This window comes from Mesorhizobium sp. M0088, from assembly GCF_040322895.1.
Taxonomy (GTDB): Bacteria; Pseudomonadota; Alphaproteobacteria; order Rhizobiales; family Rhizobiaceae; genus Mesorhizobium.
In genome coordinates this window covers 119,808-133,085 of sequence record NZ_JAMYUI010000017.1, presented here as the reverse complement: position 1 = coordinate 133,085, position 13,278 = coordinate 119,808, and the positions used below count along the sequence as shown (strand labels likewise).

Genomic DNA, 13,278 nt, shown 5'->3' with positions numbered 1-13,278 from the left:
CCTTCGGCCCACCCCCCTTTGGCCTGCCGGCCATCTCCCCCTCAAGGGGGGAGATTGGCAGTTCATGCGAAGGCGGCCATTTATCACCCTTGGCTATTGGCGAAGGCCGTGGGGACAGCCAATCTCCCCCCTTGAGGGGGAGATGGCCGGCAGGCCAGAGGGGGGTGCCTCGCGCATCCGCTGGTGCTTAGCCCATGCACTTCGGTCCCCATCTCCTCCTCGCCGCTCTCGAAGGCCTCGTCACCTCGTCAGTGCTAGCCCTGACGGCGCTCGGCCTGTCCCTGGTGTTCGGTGTCATGCGCGTGGTCAATGTCGCGCACGGCGAGTTCTTCATGCTGGGCGCGGTGCTCGCCTGGGCGATCACCACGGCCATCGGCGGTCACCCTGCGCTCGGCTTCCTGGCGGCGCTGGTGATTGCCCCGCTGATCGTCGGCGCCATTGCGCTGGTCGCCGAACGGCTGGTGCTGCGCCGGCTCAATTACAATCCGGAAGCCACCATCGTCGCCACCATCGGCATGCTCTACATCATCCAGCAGCTGGCGCTGACTTTCTATGGCCCGGAGGCTCGGCCGGTCGAGCCGCCGTTCAGCTACCGCATCCTTTTGCCTTGGTTCGGCTATTCCGGCTACAAACTGTCTGTTATCGCCGCTTCCGCGCTGCTGCTCACCGCGACATGGCTGGTGCTGACGCGCACCAGGATCGGACTCGTCATGCGCGCCACGCAGTATGACAGCGAGACGGCGCAGGCCTTCGGCATCCCCGTCGGCCGCGTCTATGGCGGCGTCTTCGCGCTCGGCGCCATGCTGGCGGCCATAGCGGCGGTGCTGATCGTGCCGATCAGCCAGGCGCATTATCTGATGGGGCAGGATCCGCTGCTGCTCTCCTTCATCGTCGTCATCATCGGCGGCCTCGGCTCGCTGCGCGGCACGGTCGTCGCCGCCGTGCTGATAGGCCTCTCCGACGGCATCATCTCGATGTTCTTCTCGCCGACGCTGGCCAAGATCATCGCCACGCTGCTGGTCGCCATGGTGCTGGTGTTCCGCCCGCAAGGCCTGTTCGGGACGACGTCGCGATGAGCGAAGCTTCGCCGGTAAAAGCCTATGCCCTGCATCTCGGCGTCATCGCGCTGCTCTTCGTGCTGAGCTTCCTTTTGCCGGACTACTATCACGGCCTGCTCGCCCGCATCATGGTGCTGGCGGTGTTCGCCATGGGCTACAACATGCTGTTCGGCTATGTCGGCCTGCTCAGCCTCGGCCATGCGATGTTCTTTGCCGCCGGGCTCTATGGCGCCGGCCTTGCCGTCATCCAGCTCGGCTGGAGCGTACCAGCGGCATTCGCCGCGGGCCTCGGCTGTGGTGTTGTTGTTTCACTCGTGATCGGCCTGCTGGCGTTGCGCACCACGGGCGTCGCCTTCATGATCGTCACCATGATGTTCGCTCAAGTGTTCTACCTCCTCATCCTCTACTTCGCGACTTGGACCGGCGGCGACCAAGGGATGGTCGTGCCGCAGCCGGCGCGGGTGCTCAGCTTTGGCGCTACATCGCTCGAACTCACCAATCCGACGGTGCGCTACATGACAGCGCTGGCGCTGTTTTCCATCGTGCTGCTCGTCACATTGGCCATCGTCCGCTCCCGCTATGGCCGCGTGCTGGTCGCCATCCGCGAGAACGAGGAGCGCACGAAGATGCTCGGCTACGATACGTTTTCGAACAAGCTCGCCGCCGTCGTCATCTCCGGCATCATCTGCGCGGCCTCGGGGGCCGCTTATGCGCTGCTGTTCGGCTATGTCGGATCAAGCTTCGCGTCGGTGCAGTATTCGATCCTGCCGCTGCTTTGGGTGCTGCTGGGCGGTGCCGCCACCACGCTTGGGCCGCTGATCGGCACGCTGTTCATGTATTATGTCATCGATATCACCAGCGGCTACACCTCCGCCTATCTGCTGATCGTCGGCATCGCGCTGATCCTGCTGGTGCTGTTTTTCCCGAAAGGCATTCTGGGCAGCATCCGCCAGCGCTGGCTCGGGTGGCTGCCATGATGCCGCTTTTGACCACCAAGGGCCTGTCGCGCAATTTCGGTGGTCTGCGCGCCGTCGACAATGTCGATTTCGCGCTGATGCCGGGCGAGATCCGCGCCGTGATCGGTCCCAATGGAGCGGGGAAAACCACCTTCGTCAGCTTGGTCAGCGGCCGCATCCAGCCGTCTGCCGGCATGATCGTCTTCGATGGCACCGACATCACCAGTCTGCCTGCCTATGTCAGGGTGCGCAGGGGCATCGCCTACACCTTCCAGCTCACCAGCGTCTATGCCAACCTGTCCGTTTACGCCAACGTCGCGCTGCCCGCGCAACTGACGCAGCGGCATGGCAGCCATTCCAAGAGCGCGATACAGGCCGCTGTCATGACCGCACTGGAACGCATCGGCCTGGCCGATCGTGCCCACATGCCGGCCGGCCAATTGTCCTACGGCCATCAGCGCCTGTTGGAAGTGGCGATGGGCCTCGCGCTGAAGCCGCGCCTGCTGATCCTCGACGAGCCGACGCAAGGGCTGGCCGACAGCGAGATCGACAATTTCATCACCCTGGTGCGCGAGATCGCCAAGAACGCCACCGTGCTTCTGATCGAGCACAACATGCCGGTCGTCATGCAACTGGCCGACCGCATCACCGTCTTCAATGCCGGCAAGATCCTGGCCGAAGGCACCCCCGAAGCGATCCGCGAGAACGCGGCGGTGCAGGAAGCCTATCTGGGGACCGCCCCATGACTGACCCTAAGTCTCAAGCCCTCACCATTTCGGGGCTCGATTGCTTCTATGGCGAGGTCCAGGTGCTCTATGGCCTCGACCTGGTGCTGAACAAGGGCGAGGTGCTGTGCCTGTTCGGCCGCAATGGCGCCGGTAAGACAACGACGCTCAAAGCCATCATGGGGCTGGTTCCCTCAAGCGCCGGCTCGATCAAACTGGCTGGCCAAGAGTTGACTGGTCTGCCGGCGCATGAAGTGCCCAAGGCCGGCGTCGCCTATGTGCCGCAGGGAAGACGGCTGTTCGCCGAAATGACGGTGGCGGAAAACATCGAGATCGGCCTGATGGCGCGCGGCAAGGGCAAGGCCGTGCGGGAAAATGTCCTCGACCTGTTCCCGCTGCTGCGCCAGCGGCTGCGGCAGCGCTCGGGCACGCTGTCCGGCGGCGAGCAGCAGATGCTGGCGATGGCCCGCGCGCTCTGTCTCGAACCGCAAGTGCTGCTGCTCGACGAGCCGACCGAAGGGCTGATGCCGTCGATGATCGCCAAGATCCGCGAGACGGTGTCGAAGCTGCGCGACATGGGGGTCTCGACCATCCTGGTCGAGCAGCGTGTCGATGCAGTGCTTTCGGTCGCCGACCACGTTGCCTTCATCGAAAACGGCCGCAACCGCGAGACGGTCGACGTCGAGGAGTTGCGCGCCGACCCGTCGGCGGTCCGCCGCTATGTCGGCGTCGGGTGATCAGCCGAAGAACAGAAAGCCCGCGACCAAAAATATCGGGATCAGCACCAGCCCAGACCACAGCATGTAGCCGAAGAAGCCCGGCATCTTCACGCCGCGATGGCGGGCGATGGCGTAGACCATGAAGTTCGGTGCATTGCCGATATAGGTGTTGGCGCCCATGAACACCGCGCCGGCCGAGATCGCGGCAAGCGTCGAAGCGAACTCCGTCATCAGGTGCCGGGGGTCGCCGCCGGCAAGCTCGAAGAACACCAGATAGGTCGGCGCATTGTCGAGGAAGGACGACAATGCCCCTGTCAGCCAGAAATAGGCGAGATCGTTGGGCGCACCCGAGGGTGAACTGACAAGCGACACCAGCGGCGCCAGTGCCCCCTCATGGCTCGCCCTGAGGATGGCGATGACCGGCACGATGCAGATGAAGATGCCGGCAAACAATTTGGCCACCTCCGCTATCGGACCCCAATTGAAGCCGTTCGCCTCGCGGTGGCTCTTGTAGGAGAGCGGAAGCGACAGCAGGGCGAGCGCCAGGATGATGGCATCGCGCACCAGGTTCTGCAGTTCCAGGCTGACCCCGAACACGGAGAAGCTGACGCCCGGCTTCCAGGCCGCCGACAGCAGGATGGCGCCGATCACACCTGCCAGCAGCGGAAGGTTGGCCAGGCCGCGCAGACGCACCGTCGTGTCCGGCGTCGGATCCTTGATCTTCGGCGCGCCAGCCTCGCGCCGATGCAGGATGATGTCGATGCCCAGGAAGACGGCCAGCACGGCACCGCCGACGAACAGGGTCTCGCGCCAGAGATTGGCGGTCGTCCAGAAGAAGTCGACACCTCTGAGGAAGCCGACGAACAGCGGCGGATCGCCAAGCGGCGTCAGCGAGCCGCCGATGTTGGACACCAGGAAGATGAAGAAGATCACGACATGGGCGTTGAACGGCCTGTTATCGTTGGCGCGGATGATCGGCCGGATCAGGATCATCGAGGCACCGGTCGTGCCTATCACCGAGGCCAGCAGCGCGCCGACCAGCAGCAGGCCTGCATTCACCAGCGGCGTGCCGTGAATGTTGCCGGCAAGGAGAATGCCGCCCGAAATGGTGAACAGCGCAAACAGCAGGATGATGAACGACATGTATTCCGTGAGCAACGCATGCAGCACCGCTTCGGTCGCTGTGGGAACACCGAAGGCAGCCGCCAGCGGCACGATCACCAGTGCGGCCCAAAGGGCCGATATCTTGCCGTAGTGATGTTCCCAAACATGAGGAAACAGCAGCGGACCGGTGGCGATCGACAACAGCAGCCCGGCAAAGGGCAGCGCCCACCACAGCGGCATCGAAGCGCCGGGCAGGCCGTGTTCCTCCGCCGCGAAAGCCTGTGCCGGGAACAGCACGGCGGCAATTATCGCAGCGCATGCAGCCAACAGGGAGATCGGATATGAAAAAGGCCCCCTCATCCGGCCGCTACGCGGCCACCTTCTCCCCGAGGGGAGAAGAGACTCGGCGCCGACGCTCGCCTTCTCCTCTCCCCTCGGGGAGAGGTCGGATTGCCCCGAATTGCCCTTCGCAATTCGGCTGGCAATCCGGGTGAGGGGGTGCTTGCCCAACGGCCGTTCAATCCGACAAAGGGTCTTCGAGCGTCACGCCGGCGTCGCGCAGGCGCTGCAGCATGGCATCGAGCGAACCGTTGAGATCGATGCCGCGGCAGGCATCGAGCCGCACTGTGGTTTTGAAGCCCTGGCTGACGGCGTCCAGCGCCGAAAAGCCGACGCAGAAATCGGTCGCCAGCCCGACCAGGGTCAGCGTGTCGATGCCGCGCTCCCGGAGGTAGCCGGCAAGGCCGGTCTGCGTCGTGCGGTCGTTCTCGAAGAAGGCCGAATAGCTGTCGATATCAGACCGAAATCCCTTGCGAATGACGAGCTCGGCCTTGGTCCAGGCCAGGCCGGAATGGAAATCCGAGCCCAGGCTGCCCTGGATGCAGTGGTCCGGCCACAGCGTCTGCTGACCATAGGGCATTTCGATCATCGTGAAAGGCTGCGCGCCCGGATGGCTGGAGGCAAAGCTGGAATGACCGGCGGGATGCCAGTCCTGCGTCAGCACGACATGGTCGGTTCGCCGGATCAGGTCGTTGACCAGTGGCACGATCTCATCGCCGCCGGCAACCGCCAGCGCGCCGCCGGGACAAAAGTCGTTCTGCAGGTCGATGACAACAAGCGCCTCGTCGGCCATGGGCTTTCCTCTTCCGTATGCAGGCTCCAGTGGAAAATGCCGCTGACGCGACCGGACGCAGAAACTTGACCAGATGGCCGGCGGCGTCAACCTCTCGCGACATAACAAATGCGTGCCGGCCGGGCCGCCGCAAACTCGGGCTTTGACAAATCCTGCGGGCTTGATATCATTTGCATACGAATGAGTTTCTCGGCTCGAACGCCGGAAATACCGGATTCGGAAAGTTCCTTCTGGAAGGCAAAGCGTGATCCGTTACGCGAAACCCACCTCGGTCGACGAAGCGCTCGCTTTGCTTGGCGAGGGCGCCTGGCGCATCCTTGCCGGCGGCACCGATTTCTATCCGGCACAGGGCAGCAAACCGTTCCGCGACAATGTTCTCGACATTAACGGCCTGGCGGCGCTGCGCGGCATTGCCGAGACGCACGACCATTTCGTCATCGGCGCGCGCACGACCTGGACCGACATCGTCCGCCATCCCTTGCCGCCGGCCTTCGATGCGCTGAAACAGGCGGCGCGTGAGGTTGGCTCGGTGCAGATCCAGAACGTCGCCTCGGTCGCCGGCAATCTCTGCAACGCATCGCCTGCCGCAGACGGCGTGCCGGCCCTGCTCATCCTCGATGCCGAGGTCGAGCTGCGCTCGGTGGCCGCGACGCGGCATCTGCCGTTGCAGGACTTCATTCTCGGCAACCGCCGAACCGCTCTGCTGCCCGGTGAGATGGTCACGGCCATCCGCGTGCCGAAGCCCAGCGGCACGTCGGCTTTCGTCAAGCTCGGCGCGCGCCGTTATCTCGTCATTTCCATCGCCATGGTGGCGGCGCGTCTGGTCGTCCAGGATGGCCTTGTCCGGCAAGCGGCGGTCGCCGCCGGCTCCTGTTCGGTGGTGGCCAAGCGGCTGGCCGGCGTCGAAGCCGCGCTGCACGGTCTGCCGGTGGACGGCGGACTCGCCGACGCGGTCCTGGCCGCGCCGATGGCAGAACTGTCGCCGATCGCCGATGTGCGCGGCAGCGCCGAATACCGGCTCGATGCGGTGCGCGAGATTGTTGCCCGCACGGTGCTCGCGGCTATGGGGCGTACGACTGGCGAAGAGGTGGCGGCATGAGCCAAAATTGGCCTGACGCGCGTGAAGCCCTGCCCGATCCGGGCAGTGCCCAGCCAGGCTTCGGCGCTGCGCGCGCCGATATCGCCTTCGAGGTCAATGGCACCGCCGTCTCGGTCAATGTGCCGCCCCTGCGCCGCCTGTCCCTGGTGTTGCGCGATGAATTGCTGTTGACCGGCACCAAGATCGGCTGCGACGCCGGCGACTGCGGCGCCTGTACGGTGCTGGTCGACGGCGATCCGGTCTGCGCCTGCCTGATGTCGGCGGCTTCCGCCGCCGGCGCATCGGTGACGACCGTGGAAGGGCTTGCCGATAGCCGATTGTCGGCGTTGCAGGCCTCTTTCCTCGCCCATGGCGCTGCGCAGTGCGGCATCTGCACGCCGGCGCTGCTGGTCGCGGCAACGGCATTGCTGGACAAGCAGCCCAACGCGACCGAAGTCGAGGTGCAGGATGCGCTGGGCGGTATTCTCTGCCGCTGCACCGGCTACCGGAAGATCATCGCGGCGGTGATGGATGCGGGTCGGTTCGAACCATCAACGGGCAGCGCTGCCCCTCATCCGCCTGCCGGCACCTTCTCCCCGTATAGTGACGGGGAGAAGGGAGAAGCTCCAGCGCTGGCGGCCCCCTCTCCCCTTTCTTCACGGGGAGAGGGTAAGGGCGAGGGGCAGCACCAACACCAATCGTTTGATCTCGGCCTCGATCGTAGAATGCCAATCTCGGGCAATGCTGTAGGCTCCTCACCGGTCAGACTCGATGGCGTGCCAAAAGTCACCGGCGGTGAAAAATTCGGCGGCGATTCCTTCCCCGCCGATGCGCTGGCCGTGCTGGTGGTCCGCTCGCCGCATTATCACGCCAGCTTCGCCTTCGGCGACCTCGACGGCTGGACGAAGGCGCATCCCGGCATAGCCGGTGTCTTCACAGCAGCCGACATTCCGGGAAAAAACTGTTTCGGCGTCATCGGCCCGTTCGCCGACCAGCCGGCGCTGGCTGAGGGGTTTGCCCGCCTCCGCGGTGAGGCGGTGGCGCTGGTTGCCGGCGAGCGTGAGGCGATGCTCGATCTCGACCTCTCGGATTTTCCGATCCGCTGGACCGAATTGCCGCATGTTCTCCAATCCTGCGAAGCGCGCGCCGGCGGTGCCAAGCTCATTCATGAAAACAGGGCGGCAAACTTGCTGACCTCCGGCTTCGTCGAACGCGGCGATCCGGAAGCAGCGCTTGCCGGCGCGGCTTTCACCGTCTCTGGCGCCATCGACACCTCCTATGTCGAGCACGCCTATATCGAACCGGAAGCCGGCTATGCCTATCTGGACGGCGACACGCTGGTCGTCGTCGCCTGCACCCAGGCGCCCTATATGGACCGCGACGAGACGGCGAAGGTGCTCGGCCTAGCCGTCGACAAGGTGCGCATCGTGCCGACCGCAACCGGCGGCGGTTTCGGGTCCAAGCTCGACGTTTCGCTGCAGCCGCTGATCGGCCTGGTGGCGATGAAGACGGGGCGGCCGGCGGCACTTGCCTACACCCGCACCGAATCGATGATTTCGACCACCAAGCGCCATCCGGCCGAGATGAGAGCGACCATCGGCGCCGATGCCGACGGCATTGTCACCGGCATGATCTTCGAAGGTGACTTCAACACCGGCGCCTATGCAAGCTGGGGCCCTACCGTGGCCAACCGCGTGCCGGTGCACGCCTCCGGACCCTATGCGACGCCGAATTACCGCGCCGAAGGCCGCGCCATCCACACGCATGGGCCGATCTCCGGCGCATTCCGCGGCTTCGGCGTGCCGCAAGCGACGATCATGCAGGAGACGCTGTACGACGAGTTGGCTGGCAAGCTCGGCATGGACCGGCTCGATTTTCGCTTGAAGAACTGCCTTCGGAACGGTTCCGAAACGGTTACCGGGCAGCTTCTGGAGTCCGGCGTCGGCATTGCCGAATGCCTCGAATCGCTGCAGCCGCATTGGGTACGGGCAACTGCCGATGCGGATGCATTCAACAGCGCCAGCAGGGATAGAAAGCGCGGCGTTGGCGTCGCGTCCTGCTGGTATGGCTGCGGCAACACCTCGCTGCCCAACCCGTCGACCATCCGGGTCGGCATCGCGGCTGACGGCACGGTCATCCTGCACCAGGGCGCCGTCGATATCGGCCAGGGATCCAACACGGTCATCGCCCAGATATGCGCCGACGCGCTCGGCCTGCCGCTTGAGAAATTCCAGTTGAAGAGCGCCGATACAGCCATCACCCCCGACGCCGGCAAGACCTCGGCCTCGCGCCAGACCTTCGTCACCGGCAAGGCGGCCGAAAAGGCTGGCCGCGCCTTGCGCGAAAAGATCCTGCGCTTCGCCAATGTTTCGGAAAAAGCCGCTCTGCAACTGGACGGTTCGGCGATCGTCATCCGCGAGGGAGAAGCCACCCGCCGCATCGATCTCACCACATTGGACGTGGATGCCGAAGGCTTCGTCTTTCGCGCCGAGGAGACCTACGACCCGCCGACGCTGCCCCTCGACGCCAAGGGCCAGGGCAAACCCTACGCCGTCTACGGCTATGGCGCGCAGATCGCCGAATTGGAGGTCGACCTCAAGCTCGGCACGGTGAAGCTGCTGAAAATCACCGCCGTGCATGATGTCGGCAAGGCGATCAACCCGCTGCTGGCCGAGGGCCAGATCGAAGGCGGCATTGCGCAAGGCATCGGCATGGCGCTGATGGAAGAGTATATCCCCGGCCGCACCGAGAATTTGCACGATTATCTCATCCCGACCATTGGCGACGTGCCGCCGATCGAAACCATCCTGATAGAAGTTCCGGATCCGGAAGGACCCTTTGGTGCCAAGGGTTTGGGCGAGCACGTGCTGATCCCGACGGCGCCGGCGATCCTCAACGCCATCCGCCACGCCACCGGCGTGCTGGTCACCAAGATTCCGGCGACGCCGACGCGTATCCGCGCTGGCATCCGCGAAAAAGATGGCATCCGCGAAAAGGAGGCACGCCGATGAGCGAGCTTGCCGAACGCTTCGAGACCCATGATCCCGGCGAGAAGCTGGTGGCGGAGAAGATCCGCTGCGATGCCTGTCCGGTGATGTGCTACATCGCTGACGGGCGCACCGGCGCCTGCGACCGCTACGGAAATGTCGGCGGCAGGATCGTGCGGATGGATCCGCTGACCATCCTCGATCATGCGGCCGAGACCGGCGCGGCGATCGTGCCGTTCGTCGCCGAGGGCGAGGCATGGGATGGCGAACTGGTCAACACCGGCCGCCGCTTCGTCACCGCAATCGGCGCCGGCACCACCTATCCCGACTACAAGCCGGCCCCCTTCATCGTCAGCCAGGAGGTCGAAGGCGTCGATCTCGTCACCGTCGTCACCGAGGGCATCTTCTCCTATTGCGGCGTCAAGGTGAAGATCGATACCGACCGTCACCTCGGTCCCGAGACGGCAATAGTCCGCGCAGCCGGCGAAGCGATCGGCCATGTCACGACGGGCGAGTATGGCTCGCAGATGCTGTCGCTGGGCGGTGTGCACCATCTGACCGGCGGCTCCAAGGCCGAGGGACGCGCCACCTGTGACGCGCTGCTCAATCTGTGCAACCGCAAGCCAGTGGAACTGGCCATCGACGGCGGCGCCACCATCATAGTCGAAGCCGGCAAAGCACCTGTCATCGACGGCAAGCAGGAACACCGAATGCGCGTCGGCTGCGGCTCGGCCACCATCGGCATGTTCGCCACGCAATGGCGCGGCCTTGTCGACGAGGTGGTGGTGGTCGACGACCACATCACCGGCGTTGTTTCCGAGCATCAGGCCGGCAAGGTGCTGGGCTGGCAGGATACAGGTATAAAAATAATCGGCCGCCGTTCGACGCCGGGCCGCTATTTCAAGGTGTCCGAACCCGGGCTGGGCTGGGGCGGCACCAGCATTTCAGACCCGCTGTCGATCCTCGGAGAGTGGAACGCCAAGAAAGGCGCGCGGCCGGGGCTGTCGCTGCTGATGGTGTCGACCACCGGCGAACAGTTCGCCTATTACGAACTCGACGACGAACTGAAACCGGTGCAAAAACCTTTCCCCGAACGGCTGCAGAAGTCGGTCGGGCTGATCGAGGACAATTGCGAGCCAGCTTTGTGCACAGTGCTGTTCATCGGCGGCGCCGGCGGCTCGCTGCGGGCCGGCGTCACCGAAAACCCGGTCAATCTCACCCGCTCGGTTCAGGGCCTGACCACCTATGTCACGGTCGGCGGCGCGCCGGTCTATGTCTGGCCGGGCGGCGGCATCACGCTGATGGTCGATGTCACCAGAGTGCCTGAGGGTGCCTTCGGCTATGTGCCGACGCCGGCGCTGGTGGCGCCTATCGAGTTCACGCTGCGCCGCGACGACTATGTCAGGCTCGGCGGGTACGAGGCCGAGATCCGCAGCGTCGAGGATATTGTCGCAAAAGGCGGTGAGTACCTCAATCCGCGCCGCGGCACAGGCGCCGAAGCCACCAATCCATGGCCGCCACTCGCGCAGCTACGCCGTGCCGGCTCGAACGGGGCCGGGTGATGCAAGGCCCGCAAGCCAACTGGCTGCAGGACGGCAAGCGGCTCCATCTCAACCACGGGCCGATCGACCTGATCGTCGAGGTTTTTGGTGAGGCGGATGAATGCCGCCGAGCGTATGAACAGGCGGTAGCGCGGTTCCAGACGATCCTGATGGAGCTGGTCGAGGAGCTCCCCGAATTGCGACTACCGGCGTTTTTCCTGGCGCCGCGCACCTTCGCCGGCCCGACGGCGCGCCGCATGGAAGCAGCCGTCATGCCCCTGGCGGAATGCTTCATAACACCGATGGCCGCCGTCGCGGGATCGGTAGCCGACGAAATGCTCGCCGCATTGCTTGCCGGCCGCAAGCTCGATCGCGCCTATGTCAACAATGGTGGCGACTGCGCAATCCATATCGGCAGGGGACAGTCGATGGGATTGGCGGTCGCCGGCACCGGTAACGGCATGGCGGACCGGATCACGATCCGCGCGGAAGATGGCGTTCGCGGCGTTGCCACCAGCGGCTGGCGCGGCCGCTCCTTCTCGCTTGGCATTGCCGACGCCGTCACCGTGCTCGCGCGGACCGGCGCCGAGGCCGATGCGGCGGCGACCCTCATTGCCAACGCGGTGGACCTGCCCGGCAATCCAGCCATCAAGCGCATTCCCGCGCACGAACTGTCGCCCGACAGCGATCTCGGCGCGCGGCTGGTGACACATGGTGTCGGCACGCTTGGCCTTGGCGAAGTGGCGCGGGCGCTGGACAATGGCCTTGCCGTCGCCGAAGATTTTCGCCGGCGCGGCCTGATTGCCGCATCGGCGCTGTTTCTTGGCGGTGAGATCCGCATCAGTGGCTCGGTCGCGCTTGCAGCGCCCAACAAAAGTTCGAGGGAGGAAGTTGCCCATGCCTGAGTTTTCGATCCGCAAAATCGCGGTGCTGACCGAAGAGATTTTTCACGAGGGCGGGCCGGTGGCCCAGGTGCCGCGCCGCCGCGCCGCCGCCATGGCCCTGGTGAAAAACCCGTTCGCCGGGCGCTATGTCGAAGACTTGCAGAGCGCCATGGACGATCTGAAGCCGCTCGGCCTGTTGCTCGCCGACCGGCTGATCGCGGCGCTCGGCGGCGACGTCAAGCAGATCGACGGCTACGGCAAGGGCGCCATTGTCGGCACGGCGGGCGAGTTGGAGCACGGTGCGCTGTGGCATGTGCCCGGCGGCTACGCCATGCGCGAACGGCTCGGCGACGCCAAGGCGATCGTGCCGTCGGCCAAAAAGGTCGGCGCGTTCGGTTCAAAGCTCGATGTACCGCTCGGCCACATCAACGCCGCCTATGTGCGCAGCCATTTCGACGCCATGGAAGTCGGCATCAGCGATGGTCCGCGCCCCGAGGAGATCCTGTTCTGCCTCGCCATGACCTGTGGCCCGCGCATCCACGATCGCATGGGTGGTCTCGCGGCCGATGACATCAAAGCCTGGGATGGCTTGCGGTGAGCGGCGAGGACAATCTGCTCAAGCTGGTCGAGGTCGAGGCGCCGGACGACCAGGATTACCTGCTGCAGGAGCAGGTCGGCTTCATCCTGCGCAAGGCGCATCAGCGCCATGTGGCGATATTTGCCGCGCATATCGGCGATCTGACGCCGCCGCAATTCGCGGCGTTGGCCAAGCTGCGTGACGTCGGCGAGACCTCGCAGAACCAGCTCGGCACGCTGATCGCGATGGATGCGGCGACGGTGAAGGGCGTCATCGACCGGCTGAAGGCGCGCGGCCTGGTCGAGCTTTCCAGGCACGAGGTCGACAAGAGACGGCTGCTGGTCAACCTGACCGCGGCAGGCCGTGATGCCATCGACCGCCTGATCCCGCTGGCGCGCGAGATCACCCAGGAGACGCTGGCACCGCTCTCCGCCAAGGAGATCGCCACCTTCATGAAGCTGCTGGTGAAGCTGGCTTAGACCGCCGGGCGCCAAAAAGGCACCCGGCAGGAAGCTTG

At 64.9% G+C, this 13,278-nt stretch carries 12 protein-coding genes; 10 read left to right on the top strand and 2 right to left on the bottom strand.

What is annotated here, in order from left to right:
* Window positions 1–194: 194 nt before the first annotated feature.
* The 4 genes from NKJ67_RS21355 to NKJ67_RS21340 are packed head-to-tail and all read left to right on the top strand — an operon-like array spanning window position 195 to window position 3,476.
* The gene (locus NKJ67_RS21355) at window positions 195–1,076 is read left to right on the top strand and encodes a branched-chain amino acid ABC transporter permease (RefSeq protein ID WP_352582881.1); all 882 of its coding nucleotides are present in this window, start codon (window positions 195–197) and stop codon (window positions 1,074–1,076) included.
* Entirely contained in the window at window positions 1,073–2,035 is a 963-nt protein-coding gene (locus NKJ67_RS21350) for a branched-chain amino acid ABC transporter permease (RefSeq protein WP_292337471.1), read from the top strand. Before NKJ67_RS21355 ends, NKJ67_RS21350 begins: the two co-directional genes overlap by 4 nt.
* Window positions 2,032–2,760 carry an ABC transporter ATP-binding protein gene (locus tag NKJ67_RS21345; RefSeq protein ID WP_352582879.1) on the top strand — a complete coding sequence of 243 codons (729 nt, stop codon included), beginning with the start codon at window positions 2,032–2,034 and terminating at the stop codon, window positions 2,758–2,760. Before NKJ67_RS21350 ends, NKJ67_RS21345 begins: the two co-directional genes overlap by 4 nt.
* Window positions 2,757–3,476 carry an ABC transporter ATP-binding protein gene (locus tag NKJ67_RS21340; RefSeq protein WP_352582877.1) on the top strand — a complete coding sequence of 240 codons (720 nt, stop codon included), beginning with the start codon at window positions 2,757–2,759 and terminating at the stop codon, window positions 3,474–3,476. Before NKJ67_RS21345 ends, NKJ67_RS21340 begins: the two co-directional genes overlap by 4 nt.
* Here NKJ67_RS21340 and NKJ67_RS21335 read toward each other — a convergent pair whose 3' ends face one another.
* Both NKJ67_RS21335 and pncA read right to left on the bottom strand, forming a co-directional pair.
* On the bottom strand, window positions 3,477–4,922 hold the full coding sequence (locus tag NKJ67_RS21335; protein ID WP_352582875.1) for a sodium:proton antiporter: 1,446 nt from the start codon (window positions 4,920–4,922) through the stop codon (window positions 3,477–3,479).
* Between the two features lie 157 nt (window positions 4,923–5,079).
* A complete protein-coding gene (gene pncA, locus NKJ67_RS21330; protein WP_127267041.1) occupies window positions 5,080–5,694 on the bottom strand; it encodes a bifunctional nicotinamidase/pyrazinamidase in 615 nt (204 codons plus the stop codon).
* A 244-nt stretch (window positions 5,695–5,938) separates the two neighbouring features.
* Between pncA and NKJ67_RS21325 the strand changes: the two genes are divergently transcribed.
* From NKJ67_RS21325 to NKJ67_RS21300, 6 genes are read left to right on the top strand one after another with little or no spacing between them, the layout of a single operon-like run.
* Entirely contained in the window at window positions 5,939–6,793 is an 855-nt protein-coding gene (locus tag NKJ67_RS21325; RefSeq protein ID WP_127267040.1) for an FAD binding domain-containing protein, read from the top strand.
* Window positions 6,790–9,783 (top strand): molybdopterin-dependent oxidoreductase, encoded by a 2,994-nt coding sequence (locus NKJ67_RS21320; RefSeq protein WP_352582873.1) that lies wholly within the window; start codon window positions 6,790–6,792, stop codon window positions 9,781–9,783. The genes NKJ67_RS21325 and NKJ67_RS21320 overlap by 4 nt, the downstream gene beginning before the upstream one ends.
* Complete coding sequence (locus NKJ67_RS21315) at window positions 9,780–11,321, top strand: 6-hydroxynicotinate reductase (protein WP_352582871.1); 1,542 nt, start codon at window positions 9,780–9,782, stop codon at window positions 11,319–11,321. Before NKJ67_RS21320 ends, NKJ67_RS21315 begins: the two co-directional genes overlap by 4 nt.
* The gene (locus NKJ67_RS21310) at window positions 11,321–12,205 is read left to right on the top strand and encodes a UPF0280 family protein (RefSeq protein WP_352582869.1); all 885 of its coding nucleotides are present in this window, start codon (window positions 11,321–11,323) and stop codon (window positions 12,203–12,205) included. Before NKJ67_RS21315 ends, NKJ67_RS21310 begins: the two co-directional genes overlap by 1 nt.
* Window positions 12,198–12,782 carry an amino acid synthesis family protein gene (locus NKJ67_RS21305; RefSeq protein WP_292660879.1) on the top strand — a complete coding sequence of 195 codons (585 nt, stop codon included), beginning with the start codon at window positions 12,198–12,200 and terminating at the stop codon, window positions 12,780–12,782. Before NKJ67_RS21310 ends, NKJ67_RS21305 begins: the two co-directional genes overlap by 8 nt.
* Entirely contained in the window at window positions 12,779–13,240 is a 462-nt protein-coding gene (locus NKJ67_RS21300) for a MarR family winged helix-turn-helix transcriptional regulator (protein ID WP_127271007.1), read from the top strand. The genes NKJ67_RS21305 and NKJ67_RS21300 overlap by 4 nt, the downstream gene beginning before the upstream one ends.
* Window positions 13,241–13,278: the final 38 nt, after the last annotated feature.

Bases quoted from the DNA above. Each gene is read 5' to 3' on its own strand.
- NKJ67_RS21355 (WP_352582881.1), top strand. From the start codon at position 195: ATGCACTTCGGTCCCCATCTCCTCCTCGCCGCTCTCGAAGGCCTCGTC.
- NKJ67_RS21350 (WP_292337471.1), top strand. From the start codon at position 1,073: ATGAGCGAAGCTTCGCCGGTAAAAGCCTATGCCCTGCATCTCGGCGTC.
- NKJ67_RS21345 (WP_352582879.1), top strand. From the start codon at position 2,032: ATGATGCCGCTTTTGACCACCAAGGGCCTGTCGCGCAATTTCGGTGGT.
- NKJ67_RS21340 (WP_352582877.1), top strand. From the start codon at position 2,757: ATGACTGACCCTAAGTCTCAAGCCCTCACCATTTCGGGGCTCGATTGC.
- NKJ67_RS21335 (WP_352582875.1), bottom strand. From the start codon at position 4,922: ATGAGGGGGCCTTTTTCATATCCGATCTCCCTGTTGGCTGCATGCGCT.
- pncA (WP_127267041.1), bottom strand. From the start codon at position 5,694: ATGGCCGACGAGGCGCTTGTTGTCATCGACCTGCAGAACGACTTTTGT.
- NKJ67_RS21320 (WP_352582873.1), top strand. From the start codon at position 6,790: ATGAGCCAAAATTGGCCTGACGCGCGTGAAGCCCTGCCCGATCCGGGC.
- NKJ67_RS21315 (WP_352582871.1), top strand. From the start codon at position 9,780: ATGAGCGAGCTTGCCGAACGCTTCGAGACCCATGATCCCGGCGAGAAG.
- NKJ67_RS21310 (WP_352582869.1), top strand. From the start codon at position 11,321: ATGCAAGGCCCGCAAGCCAACTGGCTGCAGGACGGCAAGCGGCTCCAT.
- NKJ67_RS21305 (WP_292660879.1), top strand. From the start codon at position 12,198: ATGCCTGAGTTTTCGATCCGCAAAATCGCGGTGCTGACCGAAGAGATT.